The 17,731-nt window shown below is 67.5% G+C and carries 17 protein-coding genes; 11 read left to right on the top strand and 6 right to left on the bottom strand.

Annotated elements, in window-relative coordinates; translation table 11 throughout:
• The first annotated feature begins 8 nt into the window (after positions 1–8).
• The gene (locus KB879_RS08980) at positions 9–716 is read left to right on the top strand and encodes a Crp/Fnr family transcriptional regulator (protein ID WP_049800634.1); all 708 of its coding nucleotides are present in this window, start codon (positions 9–11) and stop codon (positions 714–716) included.
• A gap of 154 nt (positions 717–870) precedes the next feature.
• Positions 871–1,266, top strand: coding sequence for a hypothetical protein (locus KB879_RS08975; protein WP_211981032.1), 396 nt, complete (start codon positions 871–873; stop codon positions 1,264–1,266).
• A 73-nt stretch (positions 1,267–1,339) separates the two neighbouring features.
• On the opposite strand, the gene KB879_RS08970 is transcribed toward KB879_RS08975, so the two are convergent.
• On the bottom strand, positions 1,340–2,236 hold the full coding sequence (locus KB879_RS08970) for a LysR substrate-binding domain-containing protein (RefSeq protein ID WP_013952482.1): 897 nt from the start codon (positions 2,234–2,236) through the stop codon (positions 1,340–1,342).
• 112 nt (positions 2,237–2,348) lie between these two features.
• Between KB879_RS08970 and phnA the strand changes: the two genes are divergently transcribed.
• From phnA to KB879_RS08955, 3 genes are all read left to right on the top strand, one after another.
• Entirely contained in the window at positions 2,349–3,569 is a 1,221-nt protein-coding gene (gene phnA, locus KB879_RS08965) for a phosphonoacetate hydrolase (RefSeq protein WP_211981031.1), read from the top strand.
• Between the two features lie 88 nt (positions 3,570–3,657).
• On the top strand, positions 3,658–5,337 hold the full coding sequence (locus KB879_RS08960) for a Na/Pi cotransporter family protein (protein WP_153955067.1): 1,680 nt from the start codon (positions 3,658–3,660) through the stop codon (positions 5,335–5,337).
• A gap of 82 nt (positions 5,338–5,419) precedes the next feature.
• Positions 5,420–6,424 carry a tripartite tricarboxylate transporter substrate binding protein gene (locus KB879_RS08955; protein ID WP_211981030.1) on the top strand — a complete coding sequence of 335 codons (1,005 nt, stop codon included), beginning with the start codon at positions 5,420–5,422 and terminating at the stop codon, positions 6,422–6,424.
• A gap of 201 nt (positions 6,425–6,625) precedes the next feature.
• Here KB879_RS08955 and phnY read toward each other — a convergent pair whose 3' ends face one another.
• The 3 genes from phnY to psrA form a co-directional block, all read right to left on the bottom strand.
• Positions 6,626–8,071, bottom strand: coding sequence for a phosphonoacetaldehyde dehydrogenase (gene phnY, locus KB879_RS08950; protein WP_153955065.1), 1,446 nt, complete (start codon positions 8,069–8,071; stop codon positions 6,626–6,628).
• Positions 8,072–8,157: 86 nt separating this feature from the next.
• Complete coding sequence (locus tag KB879_RS08945) at positions 8,158–9,462, bottom strand: MFS transporter (protein WP_153955064.1); 1,305 nt, start codon at positions 9,460–9,462, stop codon at positions 8,158–8,160.
• A gap of 77 nt (positions 9,463–9,539) precedes the next feature.
• Positions 9,540–10,631 carry an iron-containing alcohol dehydrogenase PsrA gene (gene psrA, locus KB879_RS08940; RefSeq protein ID WP_013952476.1) on the bottom strand — a complete coding sequence of 364 codons (1,092 nt, stop codon included), beginning with the start codon at positions 10,629–10,631 and terminating at the stop codon, positions 9,540–9,542.
• Between the two features lie 243 nt (positions 10,632–10,874).
• Here psrA and KB879_RS08935 point away from each other — a divergent pair, with 243 nt between their 5' ends.
• Positions 10,875–11,741 (top strand): LysR substrate-binding domain-containing protein, encoded by an 867-nt coding sequence (locus KB879_RS08935; protein ID WP_041228576.1) that lies wholly within the window; start codon positions 10,875–10,877, stop codon positions 11,739–11,741.
• A 10-nt stretch (positions 11,742–11,751) separates the two neighbouring features.
• On the opposite strand, the gene KB879_RS08930 is transcribed toward KB879_RS08935, so the two are convergent.
• Both KB879_RS08930 and KB879_RS08925 read right to left on the bottom strand, forming a co-directional pair.
• The gene (locus KB879_RS08930; RefSeq protein ID WP_211981029.1) at positions 11,752–12,588 is read right to left on the bottom strand and encodes a DUF2182 domain-containing protein; all 837 of its coding nucleotides are present in this window, start codon (positions 12,586–12,588) and stop codon (positions 11,752–11,754) included.
• Between the two features lie 8 nt (positions 12,589–12,596).
• Positions 12,597–13,373: a DUF899 domain-containing protein gene (locus KB879_RS08925; protein WP_013952473.1), complete on the bottom strand. Its 777-nt coding sequence runs from the start codon at positions 13,371–13,373 to the stop codon at positions 12,597–12,599.
• 98 nt (positions 13,374–13,471) lie between these two features.
• On the opposite strand from KB879_RS08925, the gene KB879_RS08920 reads away from it, so the two are divergent.
• The 5 genes from KB879_RS08920 to serA all read left to right on the top strand — a co-directional run bounded on the left by KB879_RS08920 (position 13,472) and on the right by serA (position 17,688).
• Positions 13,472–14,692 (top strand): helix-turn-helix domain-containing protein, encoded by a 1,221-nt coding sequence (locus KB879_RS08920; protein WP_211981028.1) that lies wholly within the window; start codon positions 13,472–13,474, stop codon positions 14,690–14,692.
• Positions 14,693–14,726: 34 nt separating this feature from the next.
• On the top strand, positions 14,727–15,395 hold the full coding sequence (locus KB879_RS08915) for a hypothetical protein (protein WP_013952471.1): 669 nt from the start codon (positions 14,727–14,729) through the stop codon (positions 15,393–15,395).
• Between the two features lie 108 nt (positions 15,396–15,503).
• The gene (locus KB879_RS08910) at positions 15,504–15,698 is read left to right on the top strand and encodes a hypothetical protein (protein WP_013952470.1); all 195 of its coding nucleotides are present in this window, start codon (positions 15,504–15,506) and stop codon (positions 15,696–15,698) included.
• A gap of 128 nt (positions 15,699–15,826) precedes the next feature.
• Positions 15,827–16,360, top strand: coding sequence for a hypothetical protein (locus KB879_RS08905; RefSeq protein ID WP_211981027.1), 534 nt, complete (start codon positions 15,827–15,829; stop codon positions 16,358–16,360).
• 110 nt (positions 16,361–16,470) lie between these two features.
• Positions 16,471–17,688, top strand: a complete 1,218-nt coding sequence (serA, locus tag KB879_RS08900) for a phosphoglycerate dehydrogenase (protein WP_013952468.1) — start codon at positions 16,471–16,473, stop codon at positions 17,686–17,688.
• Positions 17,689–17,731 lie beyond the last annotated feature (43 nt).

Here is a 17,731-nt window from a genome sequence, read left to right as displayed (position 1 = left end):
AGAGCGATGTGAAGGGTGATGTGAAGCGTGGATCGAGGGCAGCGGTGGAACCGGTGCGCACGCTGCCGCGCAGCGTGCTGGCCAGCGGCTGGCTGCGCAATGCGCCGCCGGGCGTGCTCGATGCCGTGGCGAACGCCGCACGCCGCCTGCGCTTTGGCGACGGCGAGATGATCTTCGCGCGCGGCGATCCGCCCACCTACTTCTGCATGGTGCTGTCGGGCCGGGTGCGCATGAGCCGCGTCAGCACGGGCGGGCGCGAGTCGGTGTATTCGGTGATCGGGCGTGGCCGCTGGTTCGGCGAGATCTCGCTGCTGGACGGCAAGCCGCGCACGCACGACGCCTTCGCCGTCGGCAACACGGAACTGATGGTGCTGAGCCAGCGCGACTTCCACCGCATCCTGGGCGCGCATCCGGAAGGCATGCAACTGATCGTGCAGCAGATCTGCGCGCGCCTGCGCGTAGCGTTCGACCACGCGCAAAGCGCGGCGCAGGCGCCCATCGACGCGCGCATGGCAGCACGCCTGCTGGAACTGGCCGACCGCACCGACCATGTCGTGCGCATCAGCGCGGAGGACCTTGGCGACATGGTCAACCGCTCTCGCCAGACCGTGGCCAAGTACCTGCAGGCGTGGGAGGAAGCGGGCCTGATCCGCCGCGAGTACCGGCAGATCGAACTGCTGGACCCGGCGGCGCTCAAGCGATTGGCCAGGCGTTGACGGCCCGCAAGGTTTGCAGGCCGCGCGCGACTAACCTGCCCTGGCCCCGATGGCAAGGCTGGTTAACGACCGTTGCAAAATCAAACAGAATGTCAGGTGCCTCGGCGCTACAGTGACTGTTCCCTTGCCTGTAGGCGTTCTAGGAGGTACACGAATGAAGCAACATCTGGCGAAATCCCTGGTCGTGGCTGGCGCGATGATCGCGTCCTACCCGCTGTTTGCCCAGCAGGCCCAGCCCCTGCAGCCGAGCCAGCCCATGCCGATGACGCAGCCGATGCAGCCGATGCAATCCACTCAGCCGGTGCAATCCGCCCAGCCCGTGCAAGCCATGCCGTCGGCAGGGCCGTCGGCCCAGATGGCACCCGCAGCGGGCGGCAGCTATGCCCAGGCGCCCGTACAGGCGGCCCAGCCGGGCATGGCGCCGGCAGCCGCCGACCCGACCATGGCAAGCAGCCCCGCCTCGGCCGTGGACCCCGCCAGCATGAGCCTGGCCCCCGATGCGCTCGGCACGCGCCTGGGCCAGCGCAGCGCGTTCCTCGACGGGGCCTGAGCGCCCGTCAGCGCAGGCCCGCATCGCGCGGGCCGCGCGCCACCCTCACCCCGCTTCCCGGGCGCGCGCCGCTTCAGGTCTCCGCGGCCGCCTCCCCCTGCTGCTGCAACCACTCCAGGAACGCGCGCAGATGCAGCGGCTTGTCGGCATCGCGCGGCACCAGCGCATGATAGGTATTGCCCGGTGCGCGGATGGCGGCAAACGGCGTCGCAATGCGACCGCCCGCGCGGTCCGTTTCCAGGGTCGGAAAGGTGCCGATGGCAAAGCCAAGGCTGTCCACCACCGCCTGCAGCGTGACAAAAAAATGGTCGAAGCGCAGCGTGCGAACAGGCAGCAGCGAGGCATGTCCCGCCTGCTGCAGCCACGATTCCCAGCTTCCCGGCCGTGTCTCCGTATAGAGGAAGACGCCCTCTACCAGGTCCTCTACACCTTGCAACGGCACCTGCTCCAGCATCGCCGGGCTGGCGATCACCGTCTGGTACTCCGAAAAGATCGGCACTGACTCGAACTGTTCGCCACGTTCGAGGGTGCGCCGTATCGCCACGTCAAAGGTGCCGTTGAATCCGGCCTCGTTGCTGAAGGCGGTGGACACACGCACGTCGACCTCGGGCTGCTGGCGCCGGAAGTCATCCAGCCGCGGAATCAGCCAGCGCATGGCAAAGGTTGCCGGGGCATTGACGCGCACCACCTTGCGCGTGGCAATGCGACCATAGCGCTCGGAAGCGGCGCTGATCTGGTCGAACGCCGTGCTGATCTCGCGCGCGAACGCCTGCGCGTGGACAGTCGGCACCATGCGCTGGCCCTGGCGGATAAACAGCGGCTGCCCCAGCCATTGCTCCAGGATCTCGATCTGCCGGCTGACCGCGCCATGGGTCAGGTGCAGCTCACGCGCGGCCGCGGAATAGCTGCCGGCGCGGGCGGCAACCTCGAAGATGCGCAAGGCGTTGAGCGGCGGCAGCTTGTGCGGCATTGTGAGATTTCCTGACAGAATCTGGAAAGTAAACTCGATTGTGAGAGTTTATCGCCTAAATTAGCATGGGTCTCAGGCAAATCCCATCGACAATCCTTCCGCAAGAGACGCCATGAGCACCCAGATCCAGGTCAACGGCCACCACTACCAGCTTCCCGCCCGCCCCACCGTCATCGTCTGCATCGATGGCTGCGAGCAGGAATACATCAACCTTGCCGTGCAGGCGGGCGCGACCCCCTTCTTCGCCAGCCTGGCCAAACGCGGAACGGTGCTGACCGGCGATTGCGTGGTGCCGTCGTTCACCAATCCCAACAACCTGTCGATCGTGACCGGCGTGCCGCCGTCGGTGCACGGCATCTGCGGCAACTTCTTCTACGACACCGAAGCCGGCGCCGAAGTGCTGATGAACGACGCCCGCTACCTGCGCGCCCCCACCGTGCTGGCCGCGGCAGCGCAGGCCGGCGCATCGGTGGCGGTGGTCACGGCCAAGGACAAGCTGCGCGCGCTGCTCGGCCACGGCCTCAAGGGCATCTGCTTCTCGGCGGAGAAGGCCGACCAGGCCACCATCGAAGACAACGGCATCGACGACGTGCTGCGCAAGGTCGGCATGCCCCTGCCCTCGGTCTACAGCGCCGACCTGTCAGAGTTCGTGTTCGCCGCCGGCGTGGCCTTGCTGGAAACCATGCGGCCCGACCTGATGTACCTGTCCACGACGGACTACATCCAGCACAAGCATGCCCCGGGCACGCCGCAGGCCAATGCCTTCTACGCCATGATCGACAGCTACCTGCAGCGCCTGGACGCGCTCGGCGCGGTCATCGGCGTGACCGCCGACCACGGCATGAATGCCAAGACCGACTCGCTGGGCAAGGCCAACATCCTGTTCCTGCAGCAGGTGCTGGACGAGCGCTTCGGCGCGGACGCCACGCGCGTGCTGCTGCCGATCACCGATCCCTATGTCGCCCACCACGGCGCACTGGGCTCCTACGCGACCGTGTACCTGCCCGCCGGTACCGACCAGCGCGCCGTGCATGAGGCCATCGCCGCGCTGCCCGGCATCGAGCTGGTGCTGGACAAGCACGCCGCAAGCGAACGCTTCGAGCTGCCGCCCGACCGCATCGGCGACCTGGTGGTGGTCAGCGAACGCCTGACCGTGCTCGGCACCACGCCGGCACGCCATGACCTGAGCGGCCTGGATGCTCCGCTGCGCTCGCACGGCGGCCTGTCCGAGCAGAAGGTGCCGTTGCTGTTCAACCGCAAGGTTGCAGCGCCCGCCGGCCAGCGGCTGCGCAACTTCGACATCCTGCGGCTGGCGCTGAACCACGCGGACTAAAGCCAGTGCGTGCCGGCCAGGCCGGCACGCGTCATCAGTCAATAGCTAAAGGTGGCCGCCAAGACGGCCACCACCAGGGGGCGGCGCCATGCAAATCCTGCTTTCCCTGATGTCCGGGGTCGCACTACTGATCTGGGGCGCGCATGTGACCCGCCACGGCATGCTGGAGGTACTGGGGCCGCGCCTGCGGCTGGTGCTGGCCGCGGGCACGGCCAGTCCCGCGCGAGGCTTCCTGGCCGGGCTTGGCGTGACCGCGCTGATCCAGAGCAGCAGCGCCACGGCCTTGATGACCAGCGCCTTTGTCGCAGGCGGCCTGGTGTCGTTGCCGGCGGCACTGCCGATCGTGCTGGGTGCCGACGTCGGCACCAGCCTGATGGCGCGCCTGCTGTCGGTCGACATCTCCTGGCTCTCGCCACTGCTGCTGGTGATCGGCATCGCACTGCGTCTGTCCGGCAAGGCCAGCTTGCGCGGACAGACTGGCGAAGTCATCGTGGGACTGGGGCTGATCACGCTGGCCTTGCAGCTGATCCGCCTATACGCCGCGCCGCTGCTGCACGCCGAGATCGTGCGCGCCGTCTTCACCTCGCTTGGCCATGACGCACTGCTGGCGCTGGTGATCGGCGCCCTCGTGACGTTGCTCGCGTACTCCAGCCTGGCCGCGGTACTGCTGACTGCAACGCTGGCCATGGGCGGCGTCATCGGCCCTGCCACCGCCTTGCCGCTGGTACTTGGCGCCAATCTGGGCAGTGGACTGATAGCCTGCCTGGCCAATTCCGGCAGTTCGCCCGCCGCGCGGCGGGTATCGCTCGCGAACCTGATTTTCCGGTTCGTGGGGATACTGGCATTCCTGCCGATGCTGGACGCCATGCCCTGGCTGCTGGACCGCCTGGGCAGCAGTGCCGGCACCATGGCCATTGACTTCCACATGGCATTCAACCTGACGCTGGCCGCAACCCTGGTCTGGTTCGTCAACCCGGTAGCGTCCCTGTGCACCCGATGGCTGCCTGATGCGCACGACGACGCAGCGCCCAGCGGCGCGCGCTACCTGAGCCAGGGCGACCTGCGGCATCCTTCCGTCGCCCTTGGCAATGCCACGCGCGAAGTCGTGCGCATCGGCGACGTGATCGAGGAGATGCTCAATGGCATGAAGCTCTCGATCGTGGGCAACGACCGCGCCGTGAACGCCCGCTGCCGGGCGCTGGACGACCGCATCGACGCACTCTATTCGTCGGTCAAGATGTACCTGACCGACGTCGACGCCGGCAGCCTCGACGGTGAGGATGCCACCCGCTGGGACGAAATCATGCTGGTCAATATCAACCTGGAGTATGTCGGCGATATCGTCGAACGCATCCTGGTCGATCTGGACCAGCGCAAACTGAGCCGCAACTACTGCTTCTCGGATGAGGGCAGTGCCGAACTGCTCGAGCTTTGCGACATGCTGGTGGCCAACCTGCGCACCAGCATGTCGCTCTTCGTTGCCAACGACCGCGCAGCGTCGGCATTGCTGATCGAGTGCGCTGGCGACTTCCAGGCACGCGCCGGGCGCCTCACCGCCCGCCACATTGCCCGGGTGGCACAGCGCCGCACCGCGAGCGTGGAAACCAGCGCCTTGCACCTCGACACCCTGCGCGAGCTTTCCCAGATGAACGCGCTGCTGTGCGCCGCGCCGGCAGGCATGCGCGGCGCCCTCCCTGAAGACACTTCGTTCCTCCCCGCCGACAATGCCGGCGCGCCGCACGCACAGGAACGCCTGCTGAATCCGTGACGCCACAAGCAGCAAGCAGGCAGGCGGCCGGACACGGCCACAAGGCGTGAACCGACAACGACAATCCCCACAGGAGACACTCATGCAGGCAAACCAACGCAAGCCGCACCGGCCCGGGCGCATCCGGGCCACCCTGACACTGATCGGCCTGGCCGCGACCTCGTGCTGCACGGCCTACGCCCAGGGCGGTTATCCGGCCCGGCCGGTCAGCCTCGTGGTTGGCTTCGCCGCCGGCGGCTCGACCGACAAGCTGGCCCGCTTGCTGGCCAGGGAGATGCAGGAAGCGCTGGGCCAGCAAGTGGTGATCGAGAATCGCCCGGGTGCCGCCGGCAACATCGCTGCCCAGTATGTCGCGCAGGCCGCGCCCGACGGCTACACCCTGTTCATGGCGACCCTGAGCAGCCAGGCCATCAATCCATGGCTCTATGCAAAGCCGGGATTCGACCCGCTCAAGAGCTTCGAGCCGGTGGCGCTGGTGGCGCGCTATCCGCTGGTGGTAGCGGTCAACCCGGCGATGCCGACGCAAACCTCCGCCGAGTTGCTGGCTTATATGCGCGCCAATCCCGGCAAGGTCTTCTTCTCGTCCGCGGGATCCGGGTCGCCAGGCCACCTCAGCGGTGAACTGGTCAAGTCCCAGGCCAAGGTCGACATGACCCATGTCGCCTACAAGGGCGGCGGCCCGGCCATGCTGGCCGCGATGGGCGGCGAGGTCACCCTGACGATCGAGACCATTCCGGCCATGATCCCGCACGTCAAGTCCGGCAAGCTCAAGGGCCTTGCCGTTACCTCGGGCCAGCGCTCGGCGGCGCTGCCCCAACTGCCGACATTGTCTGAATCGGGCCTTGCCGGCTTTGAGGTCACGTCGTGGGCCGGCGTCGTGGCGCCGGCAAAGACACCGCCGGACGCCCTTGAGAAACTGCAGGCTGCCGTAGGCAAGGCCCTCGCCGTGCCCAGGCTGAAATCCGCCATGGAAGCCGACGGCGCGCTGCCCAGCTATATGCCCGGCAAGCAGTTCCAGGTCTTCACCGCGTCCGAGCTCAAGCGCTGGGGCGAGGTGGTGCGCAGCGCCAATGTCAAGGCAGATTAGCCGTGCCACGGCGCGCACGGATGGTGCGCGCCGCAGCTTCCGCGTGCCTGCCCAAGCTGCTCCAGAATCGCCGGGGTCTCCAGCGCCGCCTGAAAATAAAGCAGCCGCCTGCGCAGGCGGCCAAATCCGGGATGGCAGTGCGGGAGAACCCACCTGGTCCTGGCTACCAGAGACACCAGCAGAAACTACGCGCCGGGCCGCTCACCAGGGCAATGAATACGTCTTGGTATTGGTAAAGCTCTTCATCGCCTCCAGCACGCCTTCCTTGTAGCCCAGGCCAGAGTCCTTGATGCCGCCGAACGGCGTCAGCTCCAGCCTATACCCCGGCACCTCCCGCACGTTGACGCTGCCAACCTTCAGCTCCCGCACAAAGCGCGTGATGTAGTCGAGCCGGTTGGTGCAGACCGACGACGAGAGCCCGTAGGCGGTGCCGTTGGAAATGCGGATCGCCTCTTCAATGTCCCTGAAGCGGATCACCGGCGACACCGGCCCGAAGGTCTCGTGCCTGGCCACCGTCATTCCGGGATCGACATGATCGAGCACCGTCGGCGAATACAGCGCGCCGCGCCGGATATTGCCGTAGCGCAGCGTGGCCCCGGCGGCAATCGCTTCATTGACCACGGCTTCGAACTGGATCGCGGCGGCTTCGTCGATGACGGTGCCCATGTCCACCTTCGGGTCCATGGGATCGCCATAGCTGAGCGCTTCGGTCTTCGCCACCAGCAGGTCGACAAAGCGGTCCGCCACCGACTCATGCACCAGCATGCGCTTGATCGCCGTGCAGCGCTGCCCGGAGTTCTTGTAGGAGCCGCTGGCGGCCAGCGTGGCGGCCTCTTCCAGATCCGCGTCTTCCATCACGATGATCGGGTCGTTGCCCCCCAGCTCCAGCACCTGGCGCTTGTAGGTGGCAGTGGCGGCAATGTACTTGCCGATCGGCACGCCGCCGGTGAAGGTCACCAGGTCCACGTCCGGGTGCGTCAGCATCTCGTCGGCAATCTCGCGCGGGTCGCCGGTGATGACCGACAGCATCTGCGGCGGCAGTCCGGCCTCATACAGGATATCGGCCAGCAGGCAGGCTGCCAGCGGGGTCTTCTCGCTGGGCTTGAGCACCATGCGGTTGTTGGTGGCCACCGACGGCGCCACCTTGTGGATCACCTGGTTGAGCGGGTGGTTGAACGGCGTGATCGCGGTGATCACCCCCAGCAGCGGCTCGCGCAGCGTATAGACCTTGCGGCTCTTGCCGTGGTGGGTCAGGTCGCACGAGAACACCTGGCCGTCGTCGACCAGCGCCTGGTTGGCGGCAAACAGCAGCACGTCGGAGGCGCGGCCCACCTCGTACAGCGAATCCTTGCGGCACAGGCCGGATTCCAGCGTGATCGTGCGCGAGATCTCATCCAGGCGCGAGGCGATGATCTCGCCGGCGCGCATCAGGATCTTGTAGCGGTCATAGCGCGTCAGCGTGGGCTGGTAGTCGCGCGCGATGCGGTAGGCGCGGCGCACGTCGTCGAGCGTGGCCTTCGGCACGGTGGCGATGACTTCGCCGGTGTACGGATAGGTCACCTCGATCACGTCTTCGCGGTAGATCTTCTCGCCGGCGATGCGCAGCGCTTCGTGGCGGATTTCGGGGATGGCATGCAATGCGGTCATGGGCTTGCCCTCTCGGGTCTTGTGCAGTGTGGGGAAACGGGTTGCAGCCGTGGCGGGCGGGCCGGCATCGTGCCGGCCCGGCGCACTCAGCGGCGAATGAAGGCCGCGATCACGGCGCTGATGATGCAGCTGGTTGCCACGATCGGGAACACCAGCGAGGTATTGCCCGAGTGATCCAGCATGCGGCCGATCAGGGGTTCGCCCAGGCCGGCGAGCAGGTAGGAGAAGAAATTGAGGATGCCGGTAGCGGTGCCGGCCCGCTTGGCGCCAACCAGGTCCGGGCACAGCGCCCAGAACGACGACGCGGGGCCGTAGACGAAGAAGCCGGCAAGGAATAGCGCGACGATGGCGCCCATGCCCGTGGGCAGCTTGTACATGACCATTGACGCCACCGCACCCAGCACCATGTACAGCATGATGGCCTTGCTGCGGCTGGAGCCGAACAGGCGGTCGGAAATCCAGCCGTTGCTCAGCGCGCCGAACGCCATGCCTACCGGCAGTGCCACCGAGATCCACGCCGGGTCGATCAGCGTCTCGGCGCTCTTCCAGTTCTTGCCCAGGAAGTGGACCGGTACCCAGACGATCAGGCCATAGCGCGCGGCGTTCTGGAAGCCGATCGACAGGCCCGCGATCAGCAGGCGCGGGTTGCACAGCACGGCCTTGTAGCGTGACCAGGAGCTTTCATTGGCGTCGGTTTCGACCGCCGCGGCCTTGTCCGCATCGTCGGCCTTGGCGGCGCCGGTGTCGGGCGACCTGAAGCCCAGGTCTTCCGGACGCTCGCGCACGATCAGGAAGAAGGTGATGCCACCCACCAGCATCAGCAGCACCGGCAGGCGGAAGATCCAGCGCCAGTCCAGGTGCAGGATATTCACAACCACGATCGAGGTGACGAACGACAGTACCGAAGCGCAGCCAGCCGCGAACACATAGAAGCCGTAGACCTTGCCGCGTTCGCCGGCGCCCCACCAGTTCGACAGCAGCCGGCTGCCGGGCGCCCAGCCGAGCGCCTGGAAGTAGCCGTTGATGCCCCATGGAATCGCCAGGGTCTTGAAGCCCACGGCAAAGCTGACCACCCAGTTGGCCGCGCACGACAGGATCGCGCCGGCGGTCATCACGCGGCGGCCGCCGAACTTGTCGCCCAGGTTGCCGTTGATGGCCTGCCCGATGGCGTAGCACCACAGCAGGCAGGTCGAGGCCCATCCCAGCGTCTCCTTGGAAAGCCCGAATTCCTGCTGGATGCCGGGAATGGCGAAGCCAAAGGTCTGCCGCCCCGTGTAGAAGAAGAAGTAGCAGAACATCGCGGCCAGCAGCATGCGCCACTGTGCTCGCCGGAACGATAGCTCGGCCGGGGCGACGAACGCCCCTACCTGGATGCGATCGGCAGTTTCCATTTTTGTCTCCTCTTGTATTGTCGGCCCGTATTGCGGGCTCGTGTTGGCCGGCGGTACCGTCGGCCGGGGTCGTGCCGCTAGGCAGACACGGCGCCGATAAAGTTCTTGCCCCGGGCGCCGTCCAGCGCACGTGTGATCATGGCGCCGGCCTCGTCGTCGGTGACGCCGTAGTCGGCAAACTCGGTCTTCACGCCCAGGCCCTGCAGGAAGGCGCGCAGCCGTTGCTGCCCGTGGTCCAGCACCGGCCCGAACAAGCGTTGCAGCGTGCGGTCGCGGTCGGGGCGGCGTGCCCAGGCTTTTTCCAGCACCATCGGCAGCGTGAACGAGCACGCGATGCCGTGCGGCAGGCCATGGCGCAGCGTCATTTCGTAGGAGATGGAGTGCGCAAGGGCCGTCTTGGTATTGGAGAACGCCAGTCCGGCCTTGAGGGCGGCCAGCGCCATGCGCTCACGCAAGGCAATGTCGTCCAGGTTGCGCACCAGTTCCGGCAAGGTGTCGAAGATGTCCTCCACCGCCGAAATCGCGAAGGTATCGGAAATCGGGTTGGCGTTGACGTTCCAGATCGATTCCAGCGCGTGCGACAGGGCATCAAGCCCGGTGGAGATCGTGGTGCCCCGCGGCACGGACATCATCAGCTCCGCGTCCACGATGGCCGCTTCGGGCCAGGTTGCCTCCAGGTGAAGCGAGTACTTCTTCTGCTTCGCGGCGTCCCAGATAGTCGCCCAGGGCGTCACTTCGCTGCCCGTGCCGGCCGTGGTCGGCACCGCGATCAGCGGCTTGACCTGCGCCGGCGTGAACGGCTTTCCCGCTGCCAGCAGGCTGATCAGCGAATCGAACCGCCCCGTCCTGGTCCCTACCATCAGCGCCTTGGCGGTATCGATGGCGCTGCCGCCGCCGACTGCAACGATGGCGTCGCAAGCGTCGGCATGTTCCCAGAAGCGGTCGTACAGGCCGGACAACTGGGCGACATCCGGGTTCGGCCGCACGTCTTCGATCATCCCGACAAGGTCTGCGCCCAGCAGGGCTTCAAGCCGCGCCACCAGTCCCAGCGCGCGCGCTTCGGGAAAGGTCACGACGACGACGCGCCGGCCGTGCAGCAAGGCCGGAAGCTGGTCAAGACTGCCAGCCCCGCAATGGATCGACACGGGGTTGTGGTAGGCATGGATCATGGGGTCTCCTCACTTCATTCCTGGGTAGCCTGGACGGCGGCTTGTGCCGCGTTCCCTGGTGCCTGAAGTGTGGGAGACGCCAACCCCCCGGTCCAATCGCATCTTTGACGGCGAGGTGCGCCAAAACCGATGGATCGCCGGGACGCTGCCGGCCTCGGGGAAACCCTGTACGCATCGGCACGCGTCTGTGGGAGACTCGCCGCACACGCCGCGCTGAATGGCGTCAGCCCCCATCGAGACCCCATGTTCCACCAGTACTACAAGTCGATCCGCTGCTTCCACGCGGTCGCCCGGACGGGCGGCTTCACTGCCGCGGCGCAATACCTGCATATTGGGCAGCCGACCGTGACCGACCAGGTCAAGGCGCTGGAGACGCGTTTCGGCGTGGAGCTGTTCCTGCGCGCGGGCCGCACCGTGCGCCTGACTGACACCGGCGAGCGGCTCTACGCCATCACCCAGGGATTGTTCGGGCAGGAAGAAGAGGCCATGCAGTTCCTGCACAGCGCGCACAAGCTCAAGACCGGGCTGGTGCGCGTGGGCGCGGTGTCGCCGCCGATCGCGCTGGGGCTGGCGCGAAGCTTCCGCACCGCGCATGCTTCGCTGGAACTGACGGTCACCATCGGCTCAGAGGCATCGGTGCTGCACGGGTTGCAGGATTTCGACATCGACGTCGGCATCCTGGCGGAACCCGATCCCGTCGAGGGCCTGCACATCACGCCCTATCGCCGCGAGCGCATCGTTGCCGTGATGCCGGCCGGCCATCCGCTGGCCGCGCGCCCTTCGATCACGGTGCAAGACGTCGCCGGCGAAGCTGTGATCGTGCGCGAGCCGGGATCGAAGACCCGGCTCCGGGTTGAACGCGCGTGCGCACAGCATGGCGTAGCGCTGAACTGCGTGATGGAGATCAACAGCCGCGAGGCCATCCTGCATGCGGTGGCCAATGGCATGGGCATCAGCTTCGTCACGCAGATCGAATGCATCCCGCTGCCGGGCCTGCAGGTGGTGCCGGTCGACGAGCCGCTGCTGTCGATCGACTATTCGCTGTGCTGCCTGGAGGTGCGCAAGGAGCGGCCGCTGATTGCGGCGCTGTTCGCGGTCGCGCTGGGCTAGCACCACCCCGTCATCCGCCCCAACCTGCCTGTACCAGCGTAGCCACGCCCACGCCGACCAGGACGGCCCCGGTAAGCCGTACCGCAAGCCTGGTCACGCGCGCACCCGCCGGCATCCATCGTTCGAGCGTCATCGCCAATGTCACCGCTGCCATCACGCGCAGGTCCATCACGCCCATGACGAGCCATGCCGCGGTCAGGCCCGCACAGCACCGGATGCAGTGCAGGCCCAGCCGCAGGCCATGGCGCCACGCCGAGCCGGCATCCGCCGGCAGTGCGCGCGTGCGGCCCGCTGCGCTGGTGCAGTAGGCAAGCTGCCGTGCTTTCCACGCGGCGAACTGCAGCACGCCTGCCATCATCAAGACCACCGCAGCAGCGAGCGGCGCCGCGCGCGCCAGGCCCTGCGCCTGCGTGGCGATTGCTGCCAGCGCAGCGCCAACCGGGAAAACGGCGAGGCCCACCATGCCCCACACGAAGAAGTAGCCGGCGCCCGCCAATACCGTCGACATGCCCGGGCGCACCTGCCCTGCCGCCGCCAGCGCCTGGCGGTAGCGCCACAGCATCGGTGCCAGCGAGGGCAGCATCATCGGCACCATCATGGCGATCCACATGCCGAGGAAGGCCATCGCCGTGCGGCCCCAGGTCTGGCCGCACATCCGCATCCACGCCATTGACATGGTCCAGCCGCCTGGCATCGGCATCGCGCGCATTGCGGGCATGGACGCATGCCAGGCGAGTGTCGCCGCCACGCCGGCGATGAATAGCACGGCAAGGATGCCAAAGAAGGCAAGGCGCGGGCCGGCGCTGCGTGAGCGCGCCGGCCTGTGCGCGGTGAGTACGCTGGACACGACCTGCCTCAGCCCGGCTCGTACTCATCGTGGCGGCGCCACCAGACCCCGGCCTCGTTGCGTCCGCGCGGCGCGCGATCCAGCCACTGGTACATGCCCCACAGGCCATCCAGCCCGCGCGCATAGGTGGAATAGGTGTGGTACACAACGCCATCTTCCAGTGCGAAGGCGCTCATACCCGGCCGGTCGCGCTGGTACGTCGCGGCATCGGTGCCGCACATGGCAGCAAAGCGGGCCTCGGCCGCAGCGCCGCCGGCCTCCAGCTCGGGGCGCCAGGCGAATGCCGCCTCGCGCCGGTAGTTGTAGTCGATATCGCCCTGGCGTTGTTGCGCTTCGCTGAACCAGACGTTGAAGTCCGTGTTGAAGTCGCTGCCCTGCGAAGACGCCCACGGGAAGGTCCAGCCCATGCGCCGCTGGTACGCCAGCAATTTCGCCAACGGTGCCCGCGACACCGCGGCCAGCGTGACATCGTGATGCGCCAGATGGACGGCAAAGCCGTCAAACCCGTCCGCAATCGCGGAGCAGGACGGGCACCCGGCCTGGTAGTCCGGGCCGAACATGAAGTGGTAGACCAGCAGTTGCGAACGTCCCTGGAACAAGTCTGCCAGCGAGGCGCTGCCGGCCGCGGTCTCGAACCGGTAGGGCTTGTCGATTCGAACCCACGGCAACGCCTGGCGCTGCCGTGCCAGTTCATCGCTGCGTCGGGTGAGATCCTTCTCGGCCTCGAGCAGTTTACGCCGCGCGGCCAGCCATGCTTCACGGGTTCCGGTGCTGTGTGTGGTCATCGCGCATCCCTCCGTTGGTTGGTGTTCGTGTGCTAGATTAGGCGCCGGCTTCCAACGGTGGGAGTGACAAGTGTGGCGGGATTTCTGGCGGGATTCGGATGGACTCACGCATTGCCGCCGCGGCGCTCGCGCTCGCCGCGGGTGATCCGCTTGGCGCGCTGAACCGGGTTGCGCTGCGCGATGATCCGCCGGCGCTGGCGCTGCGCGGCATCGCCATGGCGCAGCTTGGCGACTTCATCCGCGCCCGGGCACTGTTGCGCAGCGCGGCGCGCGCCTTCGGTCCGCGCGAAGCCGTAGCGCGCGCCAGGTGCGTGGTGGCCGAAACGGAGATCGCCTTTATCTCGCGTGACCTGGGCTGGCCCGCAAAGACGCTGGACAGCGCGCGCGCCACCCTTGAAGCGCACGGCGACTGGGTCAACGCCGCCCATGCGCGCTATCTGGCGATCCGCCGGCTGCTGCTGATCGGCCGCATCGACGAAGCCGAGCAGGCGCTTGCCGGGCTTGACCCCGCCCCCTTCCCGCCCGCGTTGCGCACAACCCATGCCCTGATCGTGGCGGGCATTGCGATACGGCGCGTGCAGACCCGGCCGGCGCGCACCGCACTGGCACAGGCCGCGCGCGCGGCGCAGCGCGCCGGTATCCCATCCTTGCGCGCCGAGGTCGAAAGCGCGGCCCAGGCGCTGCACAGCCCCGCGGCACGCCGCATCGCGCGCGGCGAGGAACGGCCGCTGCTGCTCGAGGAAGTCGAAGCGCTGCTGGCGTCGAAAGCGCTGGTCGTGGATGCGTGTCGCTATGCCGTGCGCTGCGCTGGCACCACGGTCTCGCTCGCCAGGCGGCCGGTGTTGTTCACGCTGGCGCGCGCGCTGGCCGAAGCCTGGCCCGCCGACGTGCCCCGGGACACGCTGATTGCGCACGCCTTCCGCACCAGGCATGCCGATGCTTCGCACCGCGCGCGGCTGCGTGTCGAGATCGGGCGGCTGCGCGCGGTGCTTGGCGCATTTGCCGGCGTCACCGCAACCGGGCGCGGCTTCGCGCTGGTGCCGGACCGCGCGCGCGAGGTGGTGGTGCTGGCGCGGCCGGTGGAAGAGAAGCACGCGGCGGTGCTCGCCTTGCTGGCCGATGGCGAGTCATGGTCCAGCTCTGCCCTCGCGCTGGCGCTGGGTGCCAGCCAGCGCTCGGTGCAACGGGCACTGGAAACGCTGGCGGCCGCGGGCAAGATCCAGTCCCTTGGCCACGGGCGCGCGCGCCGCTGGATGACGCCGCCGGTGCCGGGATTCACGACGGCCTTGTTACTCCCCTCGCCGCTGCCGATTGACTAGCATGTAGCCATCCCCAAGCCACCAGGATGACAGCATGAAACGATCACAAGCCGAAGTGCTTCGCGAGTATGGTCCCTTCCCCGGGGTCGAGAACGTCCATGGTGTCAGCTATGACGGCCAGCGGGTCTGGTTTGCCAGCGGAGACAAGCTCAATGCCCTGGACCCGCTCACCGGCAGGACCTTGCGCTCGCTCGATGTCGCCGCCCATGCCGGAACGGCTTTCGACGGCCAGCACCTGTACCAGATTGCCGAAGACCGCATCCAGAAGATCGATCCGCAAAGCGGCCGCGTGCTGGCCACGATCCCTGCTCCGGGCGGCGGCGGCGACTCGGGGCTTGCCTGGGCCGAAGGCACGTTGTGGGTGGGCCAGTACCGGGAGCGGAAGATCCACCAGGTCGATCCGCAGACGGGGGCGATCCTGCGCACCATCACGTCCGACCGCTTTGTCACCGGCGTCACCTGGGTCGATGCCGAGCTCTGGCACGGCACCTGGGAAGGCGACCAGAGCGAGCTGCGGCACATCGACCCGCAATCGGGCGCGGTGCTGGAATCGGTCACCATGCCGGCCGGCGCGGGCGTGTCGGGGCTGGAGTCCGACGGCGGCGACCAGTTCTTCTGCGGCGGCGGCAACAGCGGCAAGATCCGCGCGGTGCGCCGGCCCAGGCCAGCCGGGAAGCGCCCCGCCGACGCCGCGGGCAAGTAGCCGGCATTCACGCCGAGCGGACAACGTTCACTATTCCTTACAGACAAAGGCGCTGCCACCATCTATTCTCCTGTCGCAAACGGAATCCCCCACAACAAGGAGAATGCGATGAAATCCGCTCTGGCCCTTCTGGTCGCCTGCAGCGCACTGCTAGGCGGCTGCGTGGTAGCCCCCTACGACGACTACGGCAGCGGCCACCAGGGCTGCCCGCCGGGGCAGGCAAAGAAGGGCAACTGCCGTGTCGACACGTACGGCAACGAGTCCTTCTGCCCGCCGGGCCAGGCCAAGAAAGGCCGCTGCTGAGCCAGCGCCGGCCCCGCACCGAGCGGCCGGTCCAGGCTGGCGCCGCCTGGCGCCAGCCGGTGTTGCACGGGCCGGCCTGACGGACGGAGAATGGCGAGATGCGGGCATCTCGCCCGCAGGAGAGCGCCATGCAATCCCGCACGCCATTCTGGTATATCGGCAAACTGTGCGTTGCCGCTGTCGTGCTCGGCTCGCTTGGGGCCTGTGCGACCTTGCAGCCGGAACAGACCGGCAAGCAAATGATCGGCAGCCCTGAAAGTGCCGTACGCAGTACATTCGGATCCCCCACCGAGACCTACCGCCTCGCCGACGGCACCACCCGCTGGATCTGGTCGCGCCAGCCCCTCGGCCATGAGGTCTATGCCGCTGATTTCGACGCCGGCGGCAAGCTCACCGACTATCGCCAGATGCTGACCGAGACGGAGATCTACCGCGCCCAGGTCGGGACCTGGACCAAGAAGGATGTGCAGGAGCGCTTTGGCCTGCCGCGCGAGCCCATCCAGTACTACCCCCTGATGAAGCGTGAAGCCTGGTCCTGGCGCATGTACAAGACTGGCTTGCAGACCGCGCATTTCAGTTGCTACTTCGATGACGCCGGCGTGCTGCGCCAGACCATGATCATCGTCGACCCGCTCGGCGGCGACTCGCGCCACTCGCGCTGAAGCGAGGCCGGCGAGGCAGCCGGTGCCATTGCCGGCAGCAGGGGCTCCCCGGCCCACGGGCCTTTTTGCGCGCAGAATGGTGGCGATGCGGCAACCGCCGCCAACCCTCCATGCGGAAAACGAACGTGACCACTGCGATCCTGCTCGAGAACATCCACCAGAGCGCCAACGCCCGGCTGACTGAAGCCGGCCTACAGGTCGAGCGCCGCACCGGCGCCCTGGCCGGTGCCGAACTGCGCCAGGTGCTGGCCAGCCACGACGTGGTCGGCATCCGCTCTGCCACCCACCTGCGCGCCGACGACATCCGCAGCGCGCCCGGGCTGCTCTCGGTTGGCTGCTTTTGCATCGGCACCTCGCAGGTGGACCTGGAAGCCGCCACCGCCGCCGGCATCCCGGTGTTCAACGCGCCCTTCTCCAACACCCGCTCGGTGGCCGAACTGGTGGTGTCCGAAGCGGTGATGCTGCTGCGCCGGATCCCGGAGAAGAACACCCTGGCACACGCCGGCAAGTGGGCCAAGGGCGCCGCCGGCGCGTTCGAGGCGCGCGGCAAGACCATTGCCATCGTCGGCTACGGCAATATCGGCTCGCAGGTGGGCGTGCTGGCCGAATCGATGGGCATGCGCGTGGTGTACTACGACGTGCTGGCGCGGCTCTCGCACGGCTCTGCGCGCGCTGCGGGATCGCTGGAAGAAGCGGTGTCGCAGGCCGAAGTGGTGACCCTGCATGTGCCAGCCACGCCGCGCACGCGCAATATGATCGATGCGCGCATCCTGGCCGCCTGCAAGCCGGGCGCGATCCTGATCAATGCCTCGCGCGGCAGCGTGGTGGACATCGCCGCGCTGGCCGCGGCGCTGCGCGAGAAGCGCCTGGGCGGTGCGGCCATCGACGTGTTCCCGGAGGAGCCGAAGACCAACAACGACCCCTTCGTCAGCGAACTGCAGAACCTGCCCAACGTACTGCTGACCCCGCACGTGGGCGGCAGCACCGAAGAGGCGCAGGAGAATATCGGCACCGAAGTGGCGGCCAAGCTGGCGCACTTCCTGGCCACCGGCGGCACCATCGGCGCCGTCAATTTCCCCGAGGTCGATCCCGGCCCGCTGCACGCGCCGGCGCGGCTGCTCAACGTGCACGGCAATGCGCCGGGCGCCCTGGCGGCACTGAACACGCTGCTGGCGCAGGAGAGCGTGAATATCACCGGCCAGCACCTGCAGACGCGCGGCCACACCGGCTATGTGGTCACCGACCTCGACCGCGTGCCGTCAGACCAGTTGATGCAGGCGCTGCGCACTCACGCAGGCTTTGCCCGCTCGCGGCTGATCCTGCGATAGGACAGCGGCCGCCCCCAAGGTCAATTGTCACAAAAGTGTCATA

The sequence above is a fragment of the Cupriavidus sp. KK10 genome, assembly GCF_018223725.1.
GTDB lineage: Bacteria > Pseudomonadota > Gammaproteobacteria > Burkholderiales > Burkholderiaceae > Cupriavidus > Cupriavidus necator.
This window is presented reverse-complemented; position numbering and strand designations above follow the sequence as displayed.